The sequence below is a fragment of the Pseudomonas sp. 5Vm1k genome (assembly GCF_056161485.1).
Genome location: NZ_JBSPCZ010000014.1, coordinates 37,927 through 63,672, shown reverse-complemented (window position 1 = coordinate 63,672; position 25,746 = coordinate 37,927). Strand labels below are relative to the sequence as shown.

Sequence of the window (25,746 nt, the reverse complement as noted above, 5' to 3'; positions counted from 1 at the left end):
CATTGGTCTAACCAACCCTCTATAAAATCCCTTCCGTCATTGCACAACCCTGCATAAACCAAAACGCAGGGATGGCTGTCCATGATCCAGTTTTCACCGCTTAAATCCCCACTGACCCTGGCCTTGCTGCTTGCCTTGAACACGCTGCCGGCCTTCGCCGCGAGCAGTGTCGATTTCAACCTGCCGGCCGGTCCGCTGGACCAGACCTTGCTCGGGATTTCTCGTCAGACGGGTACGCCGATCTCCTTTGATCAGTCCCTGGTAAATGGCATCAATGCCCCGGCGATCCATGGCCAACTGACCCAGGCCCAGGCGTTGACCCTGGCCTTGCAGGGCAGTGGTCTGAAAGATGACGACGGCGTGATCAGCGCTGCGACGCCAACAAGCGCTGCCCCCGTCAAAACCTTCGCCGAACCCACCACCCAACTCCAGCGCGTCGAAGTCACTGGCAGCGCAATCCGCCGGGTCGATGCCGAAACCGCCGTGCCGATCACCATCCTGCGGGTCGAGCAGTTGCGCGAGCAGGGCGTGACCAGTACTGAAGAACTGGTCAGTCGCATTTCCGCCAACCAATCCTCGGTTGGCTCGGGACGCTCGGTGGGTTCCAGCAGCGGCGGCGCCTCGTATGCGGACTTGCGCGGTATCGGCCCGAACAAAACGTTGGTGTTGCTTAACGGTCGACGCCTGAGCAACAACGCCACCAACGCAATCAACGGTTCCGGTGTGGACCTGAACACCATCCCGTTCGCCGCCATCGACCGGGTCGAAGTGCTGCGCGACGGCGCTTCAGCGCTGTACGGCACCGACGCCATCGGTGGAGTGATCAACTTCATTACCAAGAAAAGCCTGACCAACGGCCAGCTCACCACCGGTTACGACACCCCGACCCACGCGGGCGGAGGTGACAGCCACAACTTCAGCGGCAGCTGGGGTTTCGGTGATCTGCAAGACGACCGCTTCAACGTGTTCGGTGTGGTCAGCTACGACAAACAGAAACGCCTGGCCGCCGAGGACCGCAGTTACACCTACAACTACCAGCCCGGTCGCGGGCTGGATTACACCTCCGGCACCGCGTCGCCGGCCAACTGGAGCCAAGGCAGCAATGCGACCAACCCGCTCGCAGGTGGCGGCTGCAACGCGCCGGGGTTGTTGTCGCGCAATGGCATCTGCCGCCAGAGCCTGTGGAATTACCTCGACCTGGTGCCGGAAACCGAGAAGACTTCGGCCTTCGCCAAAGCCACCGGCAAACTCTCGGACGACCATAACGTCAGCCTCGAATACTTCTGGGCGCGCAACGAAAACCGCACGCAGATCGGCCCCGGCACGTTGATGGGCAATCAGGTCAATCCGGGCACTACATTCTATCCGGGCAACGGCGTCACCCCTGGCTCCAGCGGTTTCGCTTTGGACCCGACGCAACCGGTGGATGTGAACTGGCGCGAAACCGCTGTCGGCGCGCGCAAGCATGAAGACGACAACACCAGCCAGCGCTTGCTGTTGAGCTTCGACGGCAATCTGGTGGGCTGGGATTACAACGTCGGTGCGTCGTACAACCAGAACAAAGTGGTCAATACGATCCTCGACGGTTACGTGAACGACCGCGCCGTCAGTCAGGGCATTGCCACCGGCGTGATCAACCCGTTCGGCCCGCAAACCGCAGCGGGCAATGCCTTATTGGCGGCCAACACCGTAGACGGCGATTACGGCACAGCCGTCGGACGGGTGAAGGCGATTGACGGGCGCATCAGCCGCGAGATCGGCGACTGGTTCGGTTCCGGTCCAACAGGCCTGGCACTGGGCGGCGAGTACCGCAAGGAAGATTTCCATCAGGACTTCGCCCAGTTTGCCGGCGATATCCAGAGCCTCGGCGTCGACCCCAACGGCAGTGTGACCGGGGATCGCAGCGTCTCGGCCGAGTACGCCGAGGTCAACGTGCCGGTGCTCGACAGCCTGGAGTTGTCCGCTGCCGTTCGTCATGACAAATACAGCGATTTCGGCAGCACCACCAACCCGAAATACTCGTTCCGCTTCCAGCCGTTCAAGGAACTGGTGGTTCGTGGCGCCTACAGCGAAGGCTTCCGTGCGCCATCGTTGTATGAGCTGTACAACCCGAATTTCACCTCGTTCACCAACGCCAACTACAACGACCCGCGCCTGTGTGCCGGTGGCAACCCAAGCAACGGCGGGATCGCCAACCGCGACTGCGCGCAGCAGTTCAATCGCACCTCCGGCGGCAACACCGACTTGAGCCCGGAAACCGCGCGTAACGTGACGGTGGGCTTCGTCTATCAACCCTTCGATCGCCTGACCACCGGGCTGGATTTCTGGTGGATCAACATTGCCAACCAGATCGCCGAATTTCCCGAATCGGCGGTGTTCGAAAACCCTGAGTTGTATCCGGAACGTCTGATTCGCAAGCCTGACGGCTCCATCGATCACATCGTCACCGGCCTGGCGAACCTAGGCAAGATCAAGACTAACGGGGTCGACGTGAGCTTCGACTACCGTTTGCCGAGCACCTCGATTGGCGATTTCGGCATCGGTCTGCAAGGCACCTACGTCAGCCGTTACGAGTATCAGCAGCAACTCAAGGGCGACTACATCGACAAGCTCGGCGACTTTCGTGGCGGCGACTTTTCCTCGGCTGGCGCCGTTGCCCGTTGGCGTCACAGCTTGACCGGCACCTGGAACCGTGGCCCGTTCGGCGCAAGCCTGACCAACCGCTACACCAGCGGCTACCACGACTCCGACCGCGAGACCCACGACTACGTCGGCTCGTACAACGTCTGGGATGTGGCAGGCACCTACACCTGGCGCAAGACCCTGGGCGTGACCCTCGGGGTGAAGAACCTGTTCGACCGTGAGCCGCCGTTCAGCAACCAGACCTACACCTTCCAGAGTGGTTACGACCCTAAATACGGCGACCCTTTCGGGCGGACGTTGTACACGCGGGTCAGTTACAACTTTTGATTTAAACCAACCAGTCGGGACGGGTTTTAGTAACCCAACGTTCTAAACGTCACCCTATAAAAACCGCTGGCCTGTTGCACATAACAGGTAGGCGGGAAGGGTGGGTGTCCTGATTTGACTGTCACGGTTCGGGATGTGTGGCGATTGGGATGGCCTCTTCGCGGACAAGCCTCACTTCTATAAGGAAGTGCATTCCCCTGTAGGAGCGAGGCTTGCCCGCGAAGAGGCCGCCAGCGACACCCACCCTCCCGGCCAGAGATAAAAGGCCTGCCCCGATGCCATCCCGATTCTGCTTGTTGGGCCTCTGCCTCGTACTGAGCCCCGCCGTTTTCGCTGCGCCGCAATCCGCCCTCACGGTCTACGGCGAAGCCCCGAAATACGCTCCTGGCTTCCAACATCTCGACTATGTGAACCCGAACGCCCCCAAGGGCGGCAGCTTGCGCCGTTCTTCGCTGGAAAGTGGGCCGTTCGATCACCTGATTCCGTACGTCGATAAAGGCACCGGCGTCGCCGAGATCGACACCTGGCTCTACGCTCCGTTGGCCTATCGCTCCAAGGATGAGCCTTACAGCGTCTACGGCCTGGTCGCGCAGCAAATGGAACTGGCCCCCGACCGAACCTGGCTGCGGTTCTACCTGAACCCGGCTGCACGTTTCGACGATGGCAGCCCGATCACCGCCGAAGACGTGCGCTACACCTTCAACCTGTTCACCACTCAGGGCAGCCTCAAATATCGCCAGCAATTTGCCGATGTCGCTGAGGTCATCGTTGAGTCGCCGACCCAGGTGCGGTTCGTGTTCAAAAACAACGAGAGCCGCACCTTGCCGCTGGACCTGGCGACACTGCCGGTGCTACCGGAACACTGGTGGCAAACCCGAAACTTCGCCGACGGCGGCGGCTTTGAAGGGCCGCTGGGCAGTGGGCCATATCGGGTCAGCGCCGTGGACGCCGGGCGCAGCATCAATTTCGAGCGGGTCAAAAATTGGTGGGGAAACGACCTGCCAATCACCCGTGGCCTCTACAACTTCGACGCCCTGCGGGTCGAATTCTTCGCCGACACCGACGTCTCGCGGCAAGTGCTCAAGGCCGGCGGCTTCGATTACAACCGCGAATTCTCCGCCACCAGTTTCACCATCGGTTACGCCGGCAGTGCGCTGGATCAAGGACGCCTGATCCGCGAGCACCTGGCCCCCGGCGCAGCCCAAGGCGCTCAGGGTTTTGTGTTCAACCTGCAAAAACCGCTGTTCCAGGACCGTCGCGTGCGTCAGGCGATTGCGCTGCTGTGGGACTTCGAATGGAGCAATCGGCAGATGATGCGCAGCATGTACCTGCGTCAGCGCAGCTTCTTCTCCCACAGCGAACTCTCAGCCACGGAACTGCCGGACGCCGAAGAGCTGAAAATCCTCGAACCGTGGCGCGGCAAGATCCCGGATGAAGTGTTCAGTGAAGTGTTCCAGGCACCGCACACCGACGGCAGCGGGATCATTCGTGGCCAGCAATTGCAGGCGCTGAAATTGCTGGAAGAAGCGGGGTGGAAGCCCGATGGCGATCAACTGGTGAACGCCAACGGCGAACCGCTGCACTTTACCTTTCTCAACGGCCAGAAAGGTTTCGAACGGCTGCTGCTGCCGTTCAAACGCAACCTCACGCAGATCGGCATCGGCTTCGATATCCGCCAGGTCGACACCGCGCAATACACCAACCGGGTGCGCAGCCGCGACTACGACATGATCGTCGCTGGCTACCCGGTGAGCCAGGCACCGGGGCGGGAGCTGTTCAACTATTTCGGGGCTGATGGCGCCGATGACTTAGGCTCCAACAACTACATGGTCCTGCGCGATCCGGCGGTGGATGGCTTGCTCACCGGGCTGGTCCAGGCCGACAGCCGCGCGAGCATGCTGCGCCACGCGCGAGCGCTGGATCGGGTGTTGCAGTGGGGTTACTACTGGATTCCCAACTATTACCCACCGGGCATTTCCACCGTGTGGTGGAACCGTTTCGGTCGCCCGGCGATTGCGCCGCTGTACGACGCCGGGCTGGAAACGTGGTGGGAAATCAGCCCTTCGGCGCTGACCCAAACCCAGATGCTACAACTCACTCGGGAGTATTCCCATGTGGGGTTATAGCCTGCGGCGTTTGCTGCTGATCGTGCCGACCTTGTTGTGCATTTTGCTGGTCAATTTCGTCATCGTACAGGCCGCGCCGGGCGGGCCGGTGGAGCAAGCCATCGCGCGCTTGCAGGGCATTGGTGTGGGCGGCGCGGTGGGCGGCGGACATGTCGAGACCGTCGGCGGCGAATCCCGCGCCACCCGTGGCCTGGACCCGAAACTGGTGGCCGATATCGAGCGCCAATACGGCTTCGACAAACCGGCTGGCGAACGCTTGTGGCTGATGCTCAAAAGCTATGCGCGACTGGACTTCGGCTCGAGTTTTTTCCGTGGCGCCTCGGTGATTGATCTGATCCTGCAAAAACTCCCGGTGACCTTGTCGCTTGGCTTGTGGGCGACGCTGATCACTTATCTGGTATCGATTCCATTGGGGATTCGCAAAGCGGTGCACCACGGCTCGGCGTTCGACGTCTGGAGCAGTGCGGCGATCATCATCGGTTACGCGATGCCGGGGTTTCTGTTCGCGTTGTTGCTGATCGTGGTGTTCGGCGGCGGCACCGTGCTGGACTGGTTTCCGGTGCGCGGGCTGGTCTCGGAAAACTTCGCCGAGCTGTCGGCCTGGGGCAAGGTCGCGGACTACTTCTGGCACTTGGTGCTGCCAGTCAGCGCGCTGGTGATTGGCGGGTTTGCGACACTGACAATCCTGACCAAAAACAGCTTCCTCAACGAGATCTCGCGGCTGTACGTGGTGACTGCCCGAGCCAAAGGCTTGAGTGAAAATCAGGTGCTGTACGGCCATGTTTTTCGTAACGCCATGCTGTTGGTAGTCGCCGGTTTGCCCCAGGCATTGGTGACGGTGTTCTTCGGCGGCTCGTTGCTGATCGAAGTGATCTTCTCTCTGGATGGCCTCGGCCGGATGAGTTACGAGGCCGCTGTCGCCCGGGATTACCCGGTGGTGTTCGGTTCGCTGTTCATCTTCACCCTGTTTGGCCTGCTGATAAAACTGTTGGGTGACCTTTGCTACACCCTGGTTGACCCGCGCATCGATTTCACCGCGAGGGCTGCCTGATGCTGACGTTATCTCCTATCGGTTTACGGCGCTGGGCGCGGTTCAAGGCGCATCGGCGCGGCTGGTGGTCGTTGTGGCTGTTTCTGGCGCTGTTCGGCCTGAGCCTCGGCGGTGAACTGGTGGCCAACGATAAACCGCTGCTGGTTTCGTATCAGGGCGAGTGGTACTTCCCGGTGTTCAAGCGCTACACCGAGCAGGATTTTGGCGGCGAACTGCCGTTCCAGCCGGACTATCGCAGTGTGCAAACACGGGAATTGATTGAGGGGCAGGGCGGCTGGCTGTTATTCGCGCCGATCCCGTTCGGCTTTGACACGGTCAATTACGACCTGACTGAACCAGCACCGAGTCCGCCGTCACTTGAGAACTGGCTGGGCACCGATGATCAGGCGCGAGACGTACTGGCGCGGGTAATTTTCGGTACGCGAATCTCGCTGTTATTTGCCTTGGCCCTGACCGCCGCCAGCGCGCTGATCGGCATCGCGGCTGGGGCGTTGCAGGGTTATTACGGTGGCTGGATCGATTTGCTCGGGCAACGGCTGCTGGAAGTCTGGTCGGGGCTGCCGGTGTTGTATCTGCTGATCATTTTGTCGGGTTTCGTCGAGCCGAATTTCTGGTGGTTGCTGGGGATCATGGCGCTGTTTTCCTGGCTGAGCCTGGTGGATGTAGTGCGCGCCGAGTTCTTGCGCAGTCGAGGACTGGAATACGTGAAAGCCGCGCGGGCTCTGGGTGTCGGCGATGCCCAGGTGATGTGGCGGCACATCCTGCCTAACGCCATGAGCGCGACCCTGACCTATCTGCCGTTCATTCTGACCGGTGCCATTGCAACCTTGTCGGCACTGGATTTTCTCGGCTTCGGCATGCCCGCCGGCAGCGCATCGCTTGGCGAGCTGATCGGCCAGGGCAAAAACAATCTGCAAGCCCCCTGGCTGGGCCTGACGGCGTTTTTTGCCCTGGCGCTGATTCTGTCGTTGCTGGTGTTTATCGGTGAAGCCTGCCGTGATGCTTTTGACCCAAGGACTTGAAATGACCGATAACCTGATGGAACTGCGCAACCTGCGGGTGGCGTTCAATGGCAGCGAAGTGGTGCACGGGATTGATCTGGATATCCGCGCCGGTGAATGCCTGGCGTTGGTGGGCGAGTCCGGCTCGGGTAAATCGGTGACGGCGCACAGCATCCTGCAACTGCTCGAGCCATCGACCACCCGCATCGACGGCAGCATTCGTTATGCGGGTGAAGAGTTGTTGGGGGCTTCATCAAAGCGTCTGCGGCAACTGCGCGGTAACCGCATCGCGATGATTTTTCAGGAACCCATGAGCTCGCTCAATCCACTGCACTCCATCGAACGGCAACTGGGTGAAACCCTGGCGTTGCACAAAGGCCTGGCTGGTGCTTCCGCGCGTCAGCGCATTCTTGAGTTGCTGGAACTGGTGGGCATTCAACAGGCTTCGAATCGCCTGAAGGCCTATCCGCATCAACTGTCCGGCGGTCAACGGCAGCGGGTGATGATCGCCATGGCCCTGGCCTGTGAACCGGAACTGCTGATCGCCGACGAGCCGACCACCGCGTTGGACGTCACGGTGCAGCGCAAGATTCTGCTGCTGCTCAAGGACCTGCAACAGCGGTTGGGCATGGCGCTACTGATCATCAGCCACGATCTCAACCTGGTGCGCAGCATCGCCCAGCGGGTGGCGGTGATGCGGGGTGGGGTGATTGTCGAGCAAGCGTCTTGCGAGCAATTGTTCAGCGCACCGCAGCATCCTTACAGCGTTGAATTGCTGAATGCCGAACCGGGTGGGGTTGCGTTGTGTCGCGCCGATGCTGAGACGTTGCTTGCGGTGAATGACTTGAAGGTCTGGTTTCCCTTGGGCGCTGGCTTGCTGCGTCCCAAGTCTTACCTTAAGGCTGTGAACGGCATTGATTTGAGCCTGCAGCGGGGCAAGACGTTGGGCATTGTCGGCGAGTCGGGTTCGGGCAAGTCGACGCTGGGCCAGGCGATCCTGCGGTTGATCGATGCCGAGGGTAGCATTCGCTTCCAAGGCCAGGCGTTGCAATCACTCAACGGCAAAGCGCTACGCCCTTTGCGCAAGCGCTTGCAGGTGGTGTTTCAGGACCCGTTCGGCAGTCTGAGCCCGCGCCTGAGCGTGGAACAGATCATCGCCGAAGGCTTGCAGGTGCACAGCGACTTGAATGTCGGGCAGCGCGAGAAGGCGGTCATTGATGTACTGCGCGAAGTCGGTCTTGATCCAGCCACTCGCCATCGTTATCCCCACGAGTTTTCCGGTGGTCAGCGACAACGTATCGCGATTGCCCGGGCGCTGGTGCTCAAGCCTGATCTGATCTTGCTTGATGAACCGACCTCGGCGCTGGATCGCACCGTGCAGAAGCAGATTGTCGGGTTGTTGCGAAGGCTTCAGGAGGAACATGGCCTGACGTACTTATTTATTAGTCACGACCTGGCAGTGGTGCGGGCGCTGGCCCATGACTTGATCGTGATGAAGGATGGCGAGGTGCTGGAGCGCGGGACCACGGATGAGCTGTTTAGCGCGGCGCGGCATCCGTATACGCGGGAGTTGTTGGCGGCTTCGTTCACGCAAAGCCCCTTGTAGGAGCGAAGCTTGCTCGCGAAGGCGGCTTAACATTCAACATTAAAGTTGACTGACATGCCGCCTTCGCGAGCAAGCTTCGCTCCTACAGTTGGTCGGTGATCAGAACGCGAAACAGGAGCAGCCAAACGCGCCCCAGAAGCCTTGGAAATCACTGACCGGTGCCGACGACAGCCGCGCTCGTTGGTGACTGTGGGCATGCACCGCACACGCCCCGACGCACTGGTGAACCTGCGCCGTCAGCGGCGCCAACGGTTGCCAGTGTCCCGGCACCTTGGTCACCGGCGACCACTCGGGCACGACCGGGATCGGCGGTGGTGAGAGTTTTTCAAACTCGACGCTGCCGTAGACGATCTTGCCATCAACAATGGTCAGCACCGACTCGATCCACTTGATCGCTTCGTCCTCGATGTGGAAGTAGTCCGCCGACAGCGCAATCAAGTCCGCCAGTTGCCCGACCTTGATCTGGCCCTTCTTGCCTTGCTCGGAGGAGAACCAGGCGCTGCCATGGGTGAACAGTTCCAGCGCGGTGTCGCGGCTCAAGCCTTGCGGGTACAGCTCCAGACCACCAACGGTGCGGCCGCTGACCAGCCAGTACATTGAGGTCCAGGGGTTGTAACTCGACACCCGCGTGGCATCGGTGCCAGCCCCGACCGGGATGCCTTCGGCGAGCATGCGCGCGATGGGCGGTGTGTGCTCGGCGGCTTTGGCGCCGTAGCGGTCGACGAAGTACTCACCCTGGAACGCCATCCGGTCCTGAATCGCAATGCCGCCGCCCAGGGCTTTGACCCGTTCGATGTTCTGCGGGGTGATGGTTTCGGCATGGTCGAAAAACCACGGCAAGCCATTGAACGGGATGTCGCGGTTGACCTTCTCGAACACGTCGAGCATGCGGCTGATGGATTCGTTGTAGGTGGCGTGCAAGCGGAACGGCCAGCGCTGCTCGACGAGGTGGCGCACCACCGGTTCCAGCTCCTGCTCCATGGTTTGCGGCAGGTCGGGGCGTGGTTCGAGGAAGTCTTCGAAGTCCGCCGCCGAGAACACCAGCATTTCCCCGGCACCGTTATGCCGCAGGAAGTCGTCGCCCTGACCGTACTGTGAAGTGCTGGTCCAGTTCTTGAAATCGGTTAGCTCTTCCTTGGGTTTCTGGGTGAACAGGTTGTAGGCGATGCGCACCGTGAGCTGCTGGTCTTTGGCCAGTTGCTGAATGACTTGATAGTCGTCCGGGTAATTCTGATAACCGCCACCGGCATCGATTGCGCTGGTCAGGCCCAGGCGATTGAGTTCACGCATGAACTGGCGAGTCGAGTTGACCTGATACTCCAGCGGCAGCTTCGGTCCTTTAGCCAGGGTCGAGTAGAGGATCATCGCGTTAGGCCGCGCGATCAACATGCCGGTCGGGTCGCCATTCGCGTCGCGAACAATCTCGCCACCCGGTGGGTTCGGCGTGTCGCGGGTGTAGCCGACCACTTTCAGTGCGGCGCGGTTGAGCAGGGCGCGGTCGTAGAGGTGCAGGACAAACACCGGCGTATCTGGCGCGGCTTTGTTCAATTCTTCAATCGTGGGCAGGCGTTTTTCGGCGAACTGGAATTCGTTCCAGCCACCGACCACTCGCACCCATTGCGGCGTCGGTGTGCGGTCGGCCTGGTCCTTTAGCATCCGCAAGGCGTCGACCAGCGATGGAACACCTTCCCAGCGCAGTTCGAGGTTGTAATTGAGGCCGCCGCGAATCAGGTGCAGGTGCGAGTCGTTGAGACCGGGGATTACCGTGCGCCCGTGCAGGTCGATGATCTGCGTGCCAGGGCCTTGCAGGGCCATGGCCTGGGCGTCGCTGCCGACCACCACGAAGCGTCCGTCCTTGATCGCCACCGCGCTGGCCTGGGGTTTCTTGCGGTCAACGGTGTGCAAGCGTCCGTTGTACAAAATCAGATCGGCCGGGACATCGGGCATGGTTTTACTCCCTGCGAAAAGTGGGCTGACCCAAGCACCGACGGCGCCTGCTGAAAGGCCTTGCAGTACGTGGCGGCGATTGAATCCGTCGCGGTCGTCAGGTGGGTTCATGGCAACGTTCTCCGCTCAGTTCTTCATAAAAAAACAGGGGTTGAACAGCCGATGTCTGACGCATGCGGCCAGAAGGAATATAGACCGCAAATCCACGGGCGGCCTGTTTTAACTCAAGGGCAGATCGGTTAGATTTCCCGCCCGCCCAAACAAGGATGTAGACGATGATTAAACTCAATCACCCGAAAGGTATCTTGATCGCCGTGTTGATCGCCGTCGGGCTGGTCGGGACTTATCTGTATGCCGGGCAGAGCAGCACCCTCCCTGTTCCCGACACGGTGATGATGACGTCTCGCGAAGCAGGTCCCGTTGGGCCGAGGTTCGATGCCACGAAATGGTTTCGAAGTGGCATGTACGTGCCGCAGGAACTTGACGGCCAGATCAATCCGTACATCATGACGCGCAGCAAGCCGTTTGTTTTCAAGGCCAAGGACAACGTATTCCTGGTCCAGGAAGCCCTTGAGGCGCTGAAAGATGTTCAGCCCGAAGTGAATACTCAACTCATCTGGGATACGTGGCCGGTGCTGACCCGGCGCGTGCGTTACGAATCCAGCGTTTTCCTGGCCCCGGATAAGCCGGCGGATCTTTATAACCTGTATCTGCAAGTGAGCTATCGCAGGTTTGTCATCAGCCTCAGGCTCGAAGGCGATGAAGGTGAACTGCGTTATGACGATGATGTGACCGAGGTCAACAGCGTCGATGCGCTGGAAGAAGAGCACACCAAAATCTTCGAAGAAATGGACGACGCAGGGACTCGCTGAGAACGGTGCCTCTGTAGGAGCTGCCGAAGGCTGCGATCTTTTGACCTTGCTTGTGATCTTCATCGGCTCCGAAAGGATCAAGATCAAAAGATCGCAGCCTTCGGCAACTCCTACACAGAAACGACGAATCCCGCCATATAGACGGGATTCGTGTGCAGCCAGAGAGGCTCCCCGAAACAGGGAGCCGTCATCTTACGAAGGGAACAGCTCGGACAGTTTCATCGCCAGCATCATGTCGCCTTCAGCGCGCAGTTTGCCGCCCATGAACGCTTGCATGCCGTCGGTCGAACCGTCGACGATGCCTTCCAGGGTTTCGCCGTCCATCACCAGAGTGACCTGGGCGTCCGGGTTTTCGCCTTCTTTGAGCTCGCAGGTGCTGTCTTTGACGATCAGCGAGAAGTTCTTGGTGTCGTCGATGCGGAAACCGAATACCAGGTCCAGACCGGCAGCAGCGGCTGGGTTGAACTTGGCTTTCATTGCTTGTACGGCATCAGCTACGGAGGTCATGGTTCGATCCTTTCTTGGTTAATAAGAGCTGGGGAATTACGGCTGGTAATTACAGCTGGGTGATTACAGCCAGGGTCACAATAATCCGGACTCAGCGAAACGTGATGAGTTCCGGGGCCTTCAGCAGTTGCAGGTGCGCATGACTGTTGAAGGAAGCCAGAGCCACCTCGCGACCACGAAACTTCAGTTGGTTGAGCGAGGTGTTGACGATTTGCCAGTTGAGCTCAAACGCCTGCCGCGCAGGCATTTGGGTAATGAGGTGGAGCAGGGCAGTGATGGTGCCGCCGGAGGTGAACACGGCGATTTTCTGGGTGTTGTCGGCTTGCTCAAGGATGCGATGCAAACCGGCCTGTACGCGTTCGACAAAGCCCAGCCAGCTTTCCAGCCCCGGCGTGTCGTAGGTGCCGGCCAGCCAGCGCTCGATGATCAGGGCGAAGATGCGCTGGAATTCAGCGCGGTTTTGCGCGGCGTTGCGCAGGATGTCCAGGGCTTCGGGTTCGTCTTCCAGCATGGCTGGGAGCAGGGCGCGAATCACCGCGTCGGCGTCGAATTCGTTGAAGGCGGAATCGATTTCCAGGGCCGGCACTGGCAGACCCGTGGCGGCGTACTGCTCCAGCGCGCTGTTGGCCGTATGTTGCTGGCGGCGAAGGTCCCCCGACAGGCAGCGATCAAAGCTGACACCCAGCCCGGCAAGGTGCTGGCCGAGGATTTCTGCCTGGCGGATACCGGTCGGCGACAGGACGTCATAGTCGTCTGCACCAAAGGAGGCCTGGCCATGTCGAATCAAGTAGATGCTGCCCACGTCCGCGTCATCCCGGTACGTTGAAGGTTTGGCGAGGTTATGAGGATGACCGTGAGCTGTCAATGAAAAAACATACGCTTGTTTGAAATGCCCGTTGCAGGCCTGTTGCCAGAGGTTTCATGGCTGGCCCCAAAGGCGGGGCATGGGTATGCTGGAGCCATCCCGCGCGAGTGTTTCAGCGGCGCATCAGTATTAAAGGAGTCCTGTGTGGAGTTTTTTGCCGAGTACGCCAGTTTCCTGGCCAAGACCGTGACACTGGTGATCGCCATTCTGGTGGTCCTGGCCAGTTTCGCGGCATTGCGCAGCAAAGGTCGACGCAAGTCGGCCGGTCAGTTGCAGGTCAGCAAACTCAATGATTTCTACAAAGGGCTGCGCGAACGCCTGGAGCAATCCCTGCTCGACAAGGATCAGCTCAAGGCCCTGCGCAAGTCCCAGACTAAAACCGAAAAAAAACAAAAGAAGAAACCCGAGGCCAAGGCGCGGGTATTCGTGCTGGATTTCGATGGCGACATCAAGGCGTCCGCCACTGAAAGCCTGCGTCACGAGATCACCGCGCTGCTGACCCTCGCAACGCCCAAGGACGAGGTTGTCCTGCGCCTGGAAAGCGGCGGCGGTATGGTCCACAGCTATGGCCTGGCGTCGTCACAACTGGCGCGGATCCGTGACGCCGGCGTGCCGCTGACCGTATGCATCGACAAGGTCGCCGCCAGCGGCGGCTACATGATGGCCTGCATCGGCGAGAAAATTATCAGTGCCCCGTTCGCCATCCTCGGTTCCATCGGCGTGGTCGCGCAGCTGCCGAACGTCAACCGCCTGCTGAAAAAGCACGACATCGACTTTGAAGTGCTGACCGCCGGCGAGTACAAGCGCACCCTCACCGTGTTTGGCGAAAACACTGAGAAGGGCCGGGAGAAGTTCCAGGAAGACCTGGACATCACCCACGCGCTGTTCAAGAACTTCGTTTCCCGCTATCGCCCGCAACTGGCCATCAATGAAGTGGCCACCGGTGAAGTCTGGCTCGGTGTGGCGGCGCTGGACAAGCAACTGGTGGACGAACTGAAGACCAGCGACGAATACCTCTCCGAACGCGCCAAGGGCGCCGAGCTGTACCACTTGCACTACGCCGAACGCAAAAGCCTTCAGGAACGCGTCGGTTTGGCAGCCAGCGGTTCTATCGACCGGGTGTTGCTGAGTTGGTGGAGTCGTTTGACCCAACAACGCTTCTGGTAATCGGCATATGAGCCCGGCCACTTCGGTGGCCGGGCTTTTTTATGGACGATGGTTTTTACGGCATAAACAAGAAGTGGGTGGTATATATGTATTGTTTAAATTCGAGTTGTTGATTTGTTTGCGCACGTTCCCATCAGCTTTTAGCGCTATTAATAGAGTTGCCGGGCGATAGACTGATAGTCTCTTACCAGTCGCAAGGATCGCTGACTATGTCTTCAACTCCAGTTAATACACCACCGCAAGATATGACGCCCGAAGAGCAAGGCGTTTTCTTCGATTTCTTCAAGCGTAAAAAACTCCCTGCATGGCTACTGGAAGCTACCCCGCAAAGGCGCAAAGGCCTACACGCGGCCCTCGTCGCCAGTCATCATTCCCGGGCCGATGTCATCAAGGCGATTGCCGGATTGAAAAGCCCGGAAAAATTCTGTGCTCCACTATTGACCAAGGCCATGTCCGATAAGTTGGGCGAGCCTCTGGATATAACCGGTGTTGTTTTTCAACATGTTCGCTCCACTTCAAGTTTTCTGGGTCTTAATAATAAACTTGTGTTGCCGATCGATAGAGATTTGTTGGTCGCCGCATGTGAGAACTTTGAAGAGAGTGAAACGCTTGCCACTAATTATCATGAAAGATCACTGATCTATCAGCCGGAGCGTATAAACGGAAACGCCAACAAAGTGCTAGATATCCAGCCCCATGAGTTTGCGCAACTGTGCCGCCAGCTGGACTTGGGCAAGCAATACCAGACGCATCTCGACGGTGTTTTCCAACCTTACGTCAGCACCAGCGAGGTGCAAAAAAAATGTTCGGCTCACGCCTGGCGACAACTCGACGTTGATCGGCACACGGCACTGATGCAGAAACATATCGGCGAAAACGTTTTTCAGATGCTCGCAGAGCTCGTGGGAAACCAAGCGTCGATCAAGCTCGACAATCACACCATCGCCTTCAAGCGCCTGGAGTTGCAGGAGTATTCGCTGCACGGCGCCATGCTGATTGTCGCGGTCAGCGAGGGTGCTTATTTCGATAATCCCTGCGTGCTGTATTTACCCGGCGACCCGATACAGCCATTGAAGGAATACCCGACCTACAGGCGATTTGAGCTTGGCCTGAGCGATCGATTGCGCACCGAGGCGTTCCAGTCCTTCATCACGGGGTTGGTCACCCTGGTGGATCGGGTGGGATTTGAAGACATGCTCAAGCAGCGTCTGTTCGGGACAACAGGCTGGATGCTGCCAACCCGCACGGCTTTCATTCCAGTGATGGCTATCGGGACGGGGAGCGATTATTTCGCCGAGCTTTACCGCCAGCGCGTGGTCAGGGTGATGGCCGATGCACGGCAACTGGTAGTGCCGACCGATGACGAAGACGAGAAAACCCGCGTGGCCCGCCTGGAAGGCTACAAAGAGCTGGGGCTCAATATTGCGTTGTTCGCCGCTTCATTCATCCCGGTGGTGGGCGAGGTATTGATGGCGGTGGCTGCGGTCCAGCTGTTGCTGGGGGTTTACCACGGCGTCGAGAGCTGGGCCGCCGGGGAGCAGGAACAGGCCACGGATTACTTCTTCGACACCCTGGAAAACCTCATCATCATGGCGGCGCTGGCCGCAGGCGGGGCGGCGGCGAAAGCCACCTTCCTGAAAGTCAGAGGTTCGAGCTTTGTCGAAAGCTTGCGCCGGGTCAGGTTATCCAGCGACGAGGAGCGTCTGTGGAAGCCGAGCCTGGTGCCTTACCGACAGGACATGACGCTGCCGGCCTGGCTCAAACCCGATGAAAAGGGGCTGCGCTGGATCAACGATCAGGCCTACCTGACCGTAGATAAACACGTCTATGCCGTTCGCCAGCAGGCGGACAGCGGCCTGTGGGAGGTGCAGAGGCCGGCGATCCGGGAAACCTATCATCCGCGACTCGAAACCAACGACGCTGGGGCCTGGCGCCATGATTCCGAGCTGCCTCAAGAGTGGGATCGACTGAAGCTGTTCCGGCGAATGGGCTATTCGGAGCAGGACATTCCGGACACCACGGCGCTGCAGATTCTGGCGGTGAGTGCCGTCGATGAGCGGATGTTGCGCCGGACGCTGATTGATCGCATGAACCCGCCTGCGCTGTTGGTCGATACCGTTCGCCGCTTCGCCACCGATCAGTCCGTGAGCCGGTTTATTGAACAGTTGCAGGGCGCAACCGCCGAGCCCCTGGCCGATGCGGATCTACAGATGCGGTTATTGATGACCCTGAAGAAGTGGCCTTTGCAGGCAGGGCTCAAGGTGGTCGATGTCGAAAGTCGAGCGCTTGAGGAATTCGCTCACGTCGATGCCAAGGCGACGACGAAAACCATCACCCTGACCCAGGCGCAGGTGAAGGAAGGGCAGTTTTACACCCCTCTGCTAGCCGGCCTGAGCGCCGCCGAACGGGAAAGCCTGCTGGACTCGACGACCCAGGTGCCCGCCGAACAGATCAAGGCCTTGGTGAACGTGCTGGCGGAACAGGCGGATCGCAAGCGACTGGAGCTGTTCGGCTGGATTTACCAGCGCGTTGTCTCTGTGCACGAAAACCGCGCTACACCTTTGCGCAATCAGTTTCCCGACCTGCCGATCAGCGTGCTCGATGAGTTGGTCCATTACGCCGAGGACAGTGAATGGAATGAACTGGATGACGGCAAAGTCCCTTTGCGGCTTGCCGAAGAAGCCCGTCGCTTCCAACAGGTGGTGCGCATCAGCCGGGCTTACGAGGGGCTGTACCTGAATGCGACCGGTGGCGTCGATACCGACCGTTTGGTGTTCAATACATTGAAAAATCTGCCGGGCTGGAAAGGCGATATTTATCTTCGCGTCCTCGAGTGGTCGTTTTACACCGAAGAATTCGCCAGTCTGGGCTCCGAAGACGCCACGCAAAAAGTGTTGATCAGTGCTCATCCTGATCGCTATGAAGTGGCGGACGAGAATTACGTCGCACGCAGCATTCTTGCGGGCCGGACCCGCGAACATTATTTCCAGGTTCTCTGGGACGGGTTGACGCCAGCTCGTCGCGAAACGCTGGGTGTGGCCGGGGAGTCCGGTGCGCTGGCGTTGCGCGAAAAGATCACGGCACAGGCGCTGGAGCGCCACGGGATGGCCGGGCAGGTCCTGGGCATTGCATTCCGCCACGCGGGGTATGTGTCACCCATGCGCCTGGCCGATCCGTTGCTGGGGGCGGGTTCGAAGATGCATCTCCCTAAGCCCCTGACGTCGCCGGTCAAGTCTGCCGCGTTGATCCAGCGTGCCCAAGAGTTGTATCCCACCCATTCACCGGAACGGATCGATCTGTTTCTGACGGGGTTGGGACCGGTCGAGGTGCTGGCCGCCAGGAAGTTGGAGGAGCTCAGGCTCGAGTTCCTGAAGATCGTCGAGGTATTGCAGGGCTGGATCGGCCGCGAGAACTGGTCCCAGCAGGGCGATGGGCCTCGGGTCAAAGTGTCGAGGCTGGCCAAATCCAGGGTCAGCCGGGAAATCATCCGTTGCTGGCGCAAGGAAACCCCTAGCCGGCTCACTCTCGACGGCCGGCTCTATGAGCTGTCGTTCCCGCCGCTGCATGTGGGGGACATGCCGATCATTACCGGTGACTTCAGCCACGTTGGCTCGCTGGTCATGGATCGCATGGGGGCCAGTACCGGGATGAACAGCTTTTTGCACAACTTCAAACAGTTGCGCCACCTGTCACTGGTCGGCAATCAACTGACCCGGTTTGCCCTGGCCATCGGCGACATGCCCCAGCTTGAAACCCTGAACCTGAGCGACAACCAGATACGACTGACCAGCGCTTCCGCCGATGAGCTGGGCGGATTGACCCAGCTCAAGACCTTGAACTTGAGTAATAACGCGGACTTGAGCCTGACCCCCAATGTCGCCCGAATGACCCGGCTCGCACGCCTGGAGTTAGGCAATACGGGCATCAGCCAGTGGCCGGCAGGGGCAACCGGGCTTTCCACGCTGCAAGTGCTGGACCTGCGTGACAACCGAATCAGCCAGATCCCCGAAGACGTGTATGCAGCGTCCGGTCGCTTGAACAGGGGTACTGATATTGGCGGTAATCCCTTGACCCCCGCGACACAACAGCGGGTAACGGCTTATCAACTCACCGCGCAAATCAGCATGGGGCTATTACTGTCGGGACGCTCGCTGGGCCTGGTTGAAGCCGTCGCGGACATGAGCATGAGCGCGACCTGGCTGACAGGGATCACCACTCAGGAAGCGGTGCAAAAACGCGTCATGTGGGGCTCGCTGTTGGCTTACCCGGATGGCCAGCCGTTTTTTTCGCTGTTGACGCGGCTGCGTTATACCGCCGATTTCCGGATGGTCTATCGCTCGTTAAGTCTGCGCGTCTGGGACGTGGTCTCGGCGGCGGCCGAAGACGACGCCCTGAGGCGCGTGCTGTTTCGCATGGCCAGTAACGGGCGCAGCAGTGCCGACGGGATTTCATTGTTGTTCAGCGACCTGCATGTGCGGGTGCTGTGCTACCGGGCCATGACCGCCGCCAGGTCCGGAGTCAATGCTCTGGAAGGCCAGCTGGCCTCGCTATTGCGTGGCTTGTTCCGGTTGCAGGAAGTCGAGCGGCTAGCCCTCAACAACATCCTCTCGCGCCGCAGCATCGGCCCGTTGAGCGACGAACAGGCCATGGAAATCAGCCTGGCATTTCGGGTAGGCCTGGCCGAACGCCTGAACCTGCCCGCCCAGCCCCGGGAGATGAACAATCTTTTGAGTGTGGAGGTTATTCCGCCAACCCTCGATTGGGTGTACGCCCAAGTGGTGAAGGCAGAACACACGACGCAGTTGGTCGATTGGATCTCGGTCCAGGAATTCTGGACTCAATACCTGGAAAACACCCACCTCGAACAATTCGACGAACTGGTTATCAGCACCGCGACCGCCTTCGCGCGACTCGACGGGCAACACAATTACACCCGAGAGCAGTTCAACCAGAGCATGGACGGCATCGTCAACAACTACGCCAACCAACGCACGGCGCTGTTCAGGCAGTTGACGTCGCAAGCCCTGGCCCGGCATCCCGAGCTTGCGCTGCCGGTCATTGCCGCGGGCTGAGAAAGTCATGAGCAAAAAAACGGAATCTGATCACTGCAAGGATTGCATATGAACACGTTCGAACAACAAGGTAAGGCTGCCGGGGGGATTTCCAGTCTCGGGCTGGACGCGATCCTGCCGATGACCGCCGCACAATACGCGGCAAAACAGATCCGCCAGCGCTGGGGCGAAGCGCCCTTGAAGGCACTGCTGGTGGACCTCAATTACGATTTTTATGGCTATCCGGCCATCGGTGACGTTCATTTGGGCAAGGCCCGGACCTCGCAACGTCTGGTTGAGGTCCTGCTGAACAACTACCAGACTGTCGGCGCCGGCCGTTTTGGCGAGACGGCGTTTGGTCTGTACACGCCGCCGGCAGTGGGGCCGCAGGTGCGTATCGTCGAGATCGACGAGTCGATCAACCCCGGCGGCGGCTTTCGCGATTACGAAGGTATTTACCGGCTAACCAAGCCACAGCGCTACGGTCCGGACACGCAATTGGCCGTGCAACCGGCCGAGTTCAAACAGTGGGTTTGGGAACTGGAGTTCAAGGACCTTTACGCCGCTTACGTGCGCGATGCCTGGCCAGGAGACGAGACGATTCTGGCGTCTGCGGCCTACCCGTTGCGCACCGGGGTCAAAACCGCTTTTGTGATGGCCGCCTGGTTGCAACACCAGGAAAACAGCTTGAGCGCGGAAGGTCTCAGCTTGGCTCTGCGCGCCGCCGGGCTTGACCCTCAACAAACATGGGTGCAACTGACGGTCGAGCACATGCAGGTGCAGACATCGATTCCGCCGTCAGTTGAAGTGGCACGTCTGATGATCTATCGCTACACCTCCAACGATATCTGGAGTTTCAAGGACAAGGTCAGTGGCCGGATTATTCTTTACGTGCCGGGAAACTCTTCGCCGTTCCATGAGTTTGTCGATCTCCACGCCTTGCGCGCATGGCTCGTCGATAGCAGCCGGGATCACAACAAACGCAAGGCACTGGCAGCGCATTTTGTCGAGGACGATCGCGAGGACGGGACTTTTCATGCAGGTGTGCTCACAGCGTTGGAGGGCGTGGCCACGTACCCTCGGCAATACCGGTTGAAAAAGGGCCATGGTTTTTTCAACAACGATGGTTACTGGCCTGCGGAGGATTACATTCATCTGCTAGTACCCGAGGCGATAACCGATCCATTTGCCCAATGGGTGCAGGTCATGAAGCAAGCGGCCCAGGCCAGCATCGAAAGCATTCGTGACGATGCCCAGGTCAATCGGGACAACCTGAGTGCGGTAGTCGAACCGGTGGCGCAATGGATCGAGAAGTTTGGCCCGTTGGCCTTGTTCGTACCCGGCGCCGAGGGCTTGCTGGCCCTGGCCGGGCTGATTGATGCCGGTTATGGGCTGGCGCATGCGGTGGATGGCCAGACGCCGGATGAACGTTCGGCCGGGGTCACCCGCACGATATTCGGTTTGCTCAACGCCTTGCCGGTAGCCATGGCAGGCATGGCGCTCAAGGCCGAAGAACGTGCAGCGACGGCCACGCTCCGGGAGCCTGAGGTGATCGAGGCGCCCGCGCCGACAATCGTCAGCGAAGGCTCCGCAGTCAACGAACGCCTGCGCTTGCTACGCGGCCTCGGATTTGAGGCAGAACCCTTCAGCGACGAAGTGTTGGTTCAGGTTGGCCATGTCTGTGATATCGACAATGACCTGCTGGCCCAGATGCAGGCGGGCCAGCGCCCACCGACGCCGATCCTGGCGGACACGCTCACACGGTTTCACATTGATCATGAGGTGCGGCAGGACTCGCAGGCAGCCGAGCTATTCACCCAACGCTACGCCGCGCTTCAACACTCGGAACATGCATGGGTGAAGCTGTTCCAGCAGCACTATCCCGGCTTGCCGAAGAGCGCTATCGAACAGATGCTCGACCGCTCTGGCGTGGATATCGAGGCACTCCATACCCCGGCCGATGCCAAACGTGTACTCAGTGAATTGAGCGCCAAGGCGCAGCAGTACGCGTTTCATGTGCGGCTGACCCGTGCCTATGAGGGTTTGTATTTGCGATCGGTGGAGCAGGCCGACAGCGACGTGCTGGCGCTGCATTCACTGCGGCGGCTGCCGGGATGGTCGCCGCTGACCCGCATCGAAATCCTCGACGGTGCATCGGCGAACACTCGGGTGCTGGACAGCATCGGTCCTCGCAGTGGTGGTCACTATCGGCAACTGATCAAGCAAGGTTCGCGCTATCAGGCCAACCCGCCGGTCCCCGGCAAGACGGTGGAATTCCCGACCGCGTTACTGCAAGCGCTGCCCTCTGAGCAACGCACGGCCTTGGGCCTGCGCCCGGAAAGCGCAGTGCAGGACTTGACGATCAAACTGCGGGAAGGCGTGCTGCCCCGCACTGAACTGGAAGTGGGGTTGCGCCGAATGGACGCCGGCATGCCGTTCGACAGCATGGGCTTGCGTGGCGGGGGCTTCCCGGCGACCCCACAGGGTGGGGAGCTGTCCAGGGACCTGGCGAAGTGGCAGCTCAAGGAGCTTTATCCGCAGATGACGCCGCAAGAAATAGAAGCATGGGTTGAAGACGCAGGCCTCAGCGTCCAGACCAGGCTGGCGAGTCTCACCGATCAGTTGCAGCAACTGCGCATTGATCTGGTGGGCTGGATCGAGCACGTCGAAGCCGATGCCGAAGACATGGACATCGATTTACTCGCTCCGGGTGAGGAGGACGCCCAAGGCATGAGCCTTGAAGAAATCGAGGAGGAAAATGACGCGCGCATCGACGAGGCCGTGGAGTACGAACGGCGCACCAGAATCGAACTGGCGAGGGAGCTCGAAGCACTGTGGCAGCGGCGGGGCGACACAGTCAGTCGTGTGTATATCGACGGTCAGTTTGTCGGCTTTCAACTGGACCTGGACTTCGAACAGTTGCACAGCCTGCCAACCCTGAACGTCAAGTTGCCGGATGTCGTGGTGCTGTCGGCTTCGAATTTCGCCTTGACGCAGCCCGAGAGCTTGTCGGGATTTCTGGAGTGTTTGCCCAATCTGCGCAGGCTGGATCTGGGGGCGACCGACTTGCGTATTGCGCTTGCGGGAGGTGGGTCGCGCGCCAGCCTGCCTGAGCCTATCAGCCAAATGATCCGGCTCACCCGCCTGAGTCTCAATGAGACCGGGTTGACGCTGACTGAGCAAACCGCCGGCAAGTTCGGCGAACTGACCCGTCTCGAAGCTCTCGACCTGAGCGACAACCCATTGGGTGTGCCGCCGATGGTGTTGCAGATGACGGCCTTGCGACGATTGAACCTGCGGGGTACGGGTATCCGCATTTGCCCGGTTGGTGTGCTCGATCAACCGTATTTGCAGCGTCTTGATCTGCGCGACAACCTGATTCCCCGGATTCCCGAAGCGGTCAGAAAACAGTCCGTGGCCGCTGATAATCTATTGCTGGCGGGCAATCCGTTATCGGATATCGATACCTTGCGCTGGGTCGCGAACCATCGCCAGCAAACCGGTATCAACGTGTGGATGGGGCTGCCGAACGTGGATGCCCTGCGGCCCGATGCCTGGCTGGTTGGGTTGTCGCCGGAGCACGCTGCTTTGCAGATTCAGCGCTGGCAACGGCTGGTGACGGAGGCGGGGAGCGAGCGGTTTTTTGAAACCCTTGCGGTACTTCGGCGCACGGCGGATTTTCAGGTGGACTACGTGCCGCTGCAACAACGGGTATGGCACATGGTCGACGCGGTGGAGGCGTCACCGACCCTTTGCCAGCACCTGTTTCAGGAGGTGCAATGGCCGGCTATCAACGGCAATGACCCTTTTGTGAGTCTGGCCAGGCTTGAGGAACACATCATGACGTATCAGGCGCCAATGCCTGGTCAATAACGCAAACACCTTTTGCCAGACGAAAAAAAACCTTGGACCCCGGCACAATGCCAGGGCCCAAGGCCTTTTAGCCATCAGCGGCGACGGAACAGCGGCAGCGGTTCGTCGGTGGCGGCTTGGTACGTCACCGAGAAATCCTTGAGGCTTTCAAGGGCTTCATACGGGTCTTTGTCGGCGCGCAACGCAAAAGCGTCGAAACCGCAGCGGCGCAGATAGAACAACTGGTCGCGCAGCACATCACCAATCGCCCGCAATTCGCCTTTGAAACCATAACGGTCGCGCAGCAGGCGGGCGTTGGAGTAATTGCGGCCATCGGTGAAGGCGGGGAAGTTCAGAGCGATGACCTGGAAGTTTTCCACGTCATCACCGATTTCCTCGGCTTCTTCATCGGCGTCCAGCCACACACCCAGGCCGCCGTCGCGGGCCTTGAGCATGCGGGCGTGTTCGCGCCACAGCGACAGCGGCACGATCAGGTCATCGCAGTTGCTGATCTCGTCGATGTTGAAATCCTTGGGCAGCAAGTGCCAGGTTTCGTCGACGACTTCGTTGTTCTTAATGATTCGCTGCATAGACGCGCTCCTTGAAGAGGTCGATACCAATACGCTGATAGGTGTCGATGAAGCGCTCGTCTTCGTGACGTTGTTCGATGTACACGTTGATCAGCTTCTCGATCACATCAGGCATGGCTTCCTGGGCGAAGGACGGGCCGAGGATCTTGCCCAGGCTGGCGTCACGGCTGGCGCTGCCACCCAGGGACACTTGGTAGAACTCTTCGCCTTTTTTGTCCACCCCTAGAATGCCGATATGGCCGACGTGGTGGTGACCGCAAGCGTTCATGCAACCGGAGATGTTCAGGTCCAGTTCACCGATGTCGAACAGGTAATCCAGGTTGTCGAAACGACGCTGGATCGATTCGGCGATCGGGATCGACTTGGCGTTGGCCAAGGAGCAGAAGTCACCGCCCGGGCAGCAGATGATGTCGGTCAGCAGGCCGATGTTCGGTGTGGCGAAACCTTGCTCGCGCAATTCGCCCCACATCGCGAACAGTTGGGACTGTTCAACGTCGGCCAGAATGATGTTCTGCTCGTGGGAGGTGCGCAGTTGACCGAAGCTGTAACGCTCGGCCAGGTCGGCCACAGCGTCGAGCTGCTTGTCGGTGATGTCGCCCGGTGCAACACCGGTCGGCTTCAGGGACAGGGTCACCGCCACATAACCCGGCTTTTTGTGGGCCAGGGTGTTGCGGGTGCGCCAGCGGGCGAAACCTGGGTGTTCTTTATCGAGATCGGCCAGTGCGGCGGTCTGGTTGTCCAGGGCCTTGTAGTCCGGGTCGACGAAATGCTTGGCGACGCGATGCACTTCGGCTTCGGTCAGCGTGGTCTGGCCACCGCGAAGGTGTTCCATTTCCGCGTCGACTTTTTGCGCGAAGACTTCAGGCGTCAGCGCTTTGACCAGGATCTTGATCCGCGCCTTGTACTTGTTGTCGCGACGGCCATAGCGGTTGTAGACCCGCAGGATGGCGTCGAGGTAGCTCAACAGGTCCTGCCACGGCAGGAACTCATTGATGAACGCGCCAACGACCGGCGTACGGCCCAGGCCGCCACCGACCAGCACACGGAAACCCAATTCGCCAGCGGCGTTGTGCACCGGCTCAAGGCCAATGTCATGGACTTCGATGGCCGCACGGTCGGAAGTCGAACCGTTGATGGCGATCTTGAATTTGCGCGGCAGGTAGGCGAATTCCGGGTGGAAAGTGGTCCACTGACGGACGATTTCGCACCATGGACGCGGGTCGATCAACTCGTCGGCAGCGACACCGGCGAACTGATCGGTGGTGACGTTGCGCAGGCAGTTGCCGCTGGTCTGGATCGCGTGCATCTGCACGGTGGCCAGCTCAGCCAGGATGTCCGGAATGTCTTCCAGCGCCGGCCAGTTGAACTGCACGTTCTGCCGGGTACTGATGTGGGCGTAGCCCTTGTCGTAGTCACGGGCAATCTTGGCCATCATTCGCGTTTGGCGCGAAGTCAGTTGGCCGTAAGGCACCGCGACTCGCAACATCGGCGCGAAACGCTGGATGTAAAGGCCATTTTGCAGGCGCAGGGGGCGGAATTCTTCTTCGCTCAGCTCGCCTGCCAGATAGCGTCGGGTCTGATCACGGAACTGCTTGACGCGGTCCTCGATGATCCGCTGATCGTACTCGTCGTATACGTACATATAAGTCCTGTTCTCAGGCTTGGGCCGGTCGGTTCCAGTTGCGTTTTTCGCTTGCTGAAGTCTCCGATACTGCCTCGGCAATTCTGCGCGCACGGCCGCGCACTCCCTACGGAGCCGGGGCAAGATACCAGTTTGGAGTTATGCGCAAAAGTGATGTTTGAGTATATGTAAAGAACCAAAACGACTAACGAGAACCGTTATTACTAAACCCCTGTTTGTGGTGAGGGCAATCGTCGTCTTTACTGTGGTCGAGTCTTTATGCAATCACCGATAAAACCGACAAGAGGCGATGCAATGAGCAACCCGACTAAAGCAAGGAAAAGCGACAGTACCGTTGACGCTTGGGCGATTTTGTTCCTGATTATCCTGGTCGTAGGAACCGCCGTTTTCTGGGTCAGTCACCAATAGCGACCCCGTCCGGGCCCGGTTCCGACGATTGTCGGACAAAAACCGGAATAAACCCCGTTTTTCGGGCGTTCGCTGGCTATAATGCGCGGCG

The 25,746-nt window shown here is 59.5% G+C and carries 14 protein-coding genes; 9 read left to right on the top strand and 5 right to left on the bottom strand.

Features of this window, described 5'->3' with window-relative positions; genetic code table 11:
- Nucleotides 1-81 precede the first annotated feature (81 nt).
- The 5 genes from ACWIKB_RS24335 (at nt 82) to ACWIKB_RS24315 (ending at nt 8,754) form a co-directional block, all read left to right on the top strand.
- Nucleotides 82-2,970: a TonB-dependent receptor gene (locus ACWIKB_RS24335; protein WP_475269917.1), complete on the top strand. Its 2,889-nt coding sequence runs from the start codon at nt 82-84 to the stop codon at nt 2,968-2,970.
- A 275-nt stretch (nt 2,971-3,245) separates the two neighbouring features.
- Nucleotides 3,246-5,096 (top strand): extracellular solute-binding protein, encoded by a 1,851-nt coding sequence (locus tag ACWIKB_RS24330; protein WP_475269915.1) that lies wholly within the window; start codon nt 3,246-3,248, stop codon nt 5,094-5,096.
- The gene (locus tag ACWIKB_RS24325) at nt 5,083-6,147 is read left to right on the top strand and encodes a microcin C ABC transporter permease YejB (RefSeq protein ID WP_475269913.1); all 1,065 of its coding nucleotides are present in this window, start codon (nt 5,083-5,085) and stop codon (nt 6,145-6,147) included. The genes ACWIKB_RS24330 and ACWIKB_RS24325 overlap by 14 nt, the downstream gene beginning before the upstream one ends.
- Nucleotides 6,147-7,169 carry an ABC transporter permease gene (locus tag ACWIKB_RS24320; RefSeq protein WP_475269911.1) on the top strand — a complete coding sequence of 341 codons (1,023 nt, stop codon included), beginning with the start codon at nt 6,147-6,149 and terminating at the stop codon, nt 7,167-7,169. The genes ACWIKB_RS24325 and ACWIKB_RS24320 overlap by 1 nt, the downstream gene beginning before the upstream one ends.
- A gap of 1 nt (nt 7,170) precedes the next feature.
- Entirely contained in the window at nt 7,171-8,754 is a 1,584-nt protein-coding gene (locus ACWIKB_RS24315) for an ABC transporter ATP-binding protein (protein WP_475269909.1), read from the top strand.
- Between the two features lie 99 nt (nt 8,755-8,853).
- Here the strand turns inward: ACWIKB_RS24315 and ACWIKB_RS24310 are convergent, their stop codons facing one another.
- Nucleotides 8,854-10,701, bottom strand: a complete 1,848-nt coding sequence (locus ACWIKB_RS24310) for an amidohydrolase (RefSeq protein WP_475269908.1) — start codon at nt 10,699-10,701, stop codon at nt 8,854-8,856.
- 275 nt (nt 10,702-10,976) lie between these two features.
- Here ACWIKB_RS24310 and ACWIKB_RS24305 point away from each other — a divergent pair, with 275 nt between their 5' ends.
- Nucleotides 10,977-11,573 carry a hypothetical protein gene (locus ACWIKB_RS24305; protein WP_475269906.1) on the top strand — a complete coding sequence of 199 codons (597 nt, stop codon included), beginning with the start codon at nt 10,977-10,979 and terminating at the stop codon, nt 11,571-11,573.
- A gap of 192 nt (nt 11,574-11,765) precedes the next feature.
- On the opposite strand, the gene ACWIKB_RS24300 is transcribed toward ACWIKB_RS24305, so the two are convergent.
- Together ACWIKB_RS24300 and ACWIKB_RS24295 are read right to left on the bottom strand one after the other, a co-directional pair.
- A complete protein-coding gene (locus ACWIKB_RS24300; RefSeq protein WP_019690779.1) occupies nt 11,766-12,080 on the bottom strand; it encodes an SCP2 sterol-binding domain-containing protein in 315 nt (104 codons plus the stop codon).
- Nucleotides 12,081-12,171: 91 nt separating this feature from the next.
- Nucleotides 12,172-12,882, bottom strand: coding sequence for a histidine phosphatase family protein (locus ACWIKB_RS24295; RefSeq protein ID WP_475269903.1), 711 nt, complete (start codon nt 12,880-12,882; stop codon nt 12,172-12,174).
- 207 nt (nt 12,883-13,089) lie between these two features.
- Between ACWIKB_RS24295 and sohB the strand changes: the two genes are divergently transcribed.
- The 3 genes from sohB (at nt 13,090) to ACWIKB_RS24280 (ending at nt 23,036) form a co-directional block, all read left to right on the top strand.
- Nucleotides 13,090-14,112 (top strand): protease SohB, encoded by a 1,023-nt coding sequence (gene sohB / locus ACWIKB_RS24290; protein WP_475269901.1) that lies wholly within the window; start codon nt 13,090-13,092, stop codon nt 14,110-14,112.
- Between the two features lie 209 nt (nt 14,113-14,321).
- A complete protein-coding gene (locus tag ACWIKB_RS24285) occupies nt 14,322-19,184 on the top strand; it encodes an NEL-type E3 ubiquitin ligase domain-containing protein (protein WP_475269899.1) in 4,863 nt (1,620 codons plus the stop codon).
- 48 nt (nt 19,185-19,232) lie between these two features.
- Nucleotides 19,233-23,036, top strand: a complete 3,804-nt coding sequence (locus ACWIKB_RS24280; RefSeq protein WP_475269897.1) for a leucine-rich repeat domain-containing protein — start codon at nt 19,233-19,235, stop codon at nt 23,034-23,036.
- Between the two features lie 74 nt (nt 23,037-23,110).
- Here ACWIKB_RS24280 and ACWIKB_RS24275 read toward each other — a convergent pair whose 3' ends face one another.
- Entirely contained in the window at nt 23,111-23,605 is a 495-nt protein-coding gene (locus ACWIKB_RS24275; RefSeq protein WP_475269895.1) for a DUF934 domain-containing protein, read from the bottom strand.
- Complete coding sequence (locus ACWIKB_RS24270; protein WP_475269893.1) at nt 23,589-25,247, bottom strand: nitrite/sulfite reductase; 1,659 nt, start codon at nt 25,245-25,247, stop codon at nt 23,589-23,591. Before ACWIKB_RS24270 ends, ACWIKB_RS24275 begins: the two co-directional genes overlap by 17 nt.
- Between the last annotated feature and the right edge of the window lie 499 nt (nt 25,248-25,746).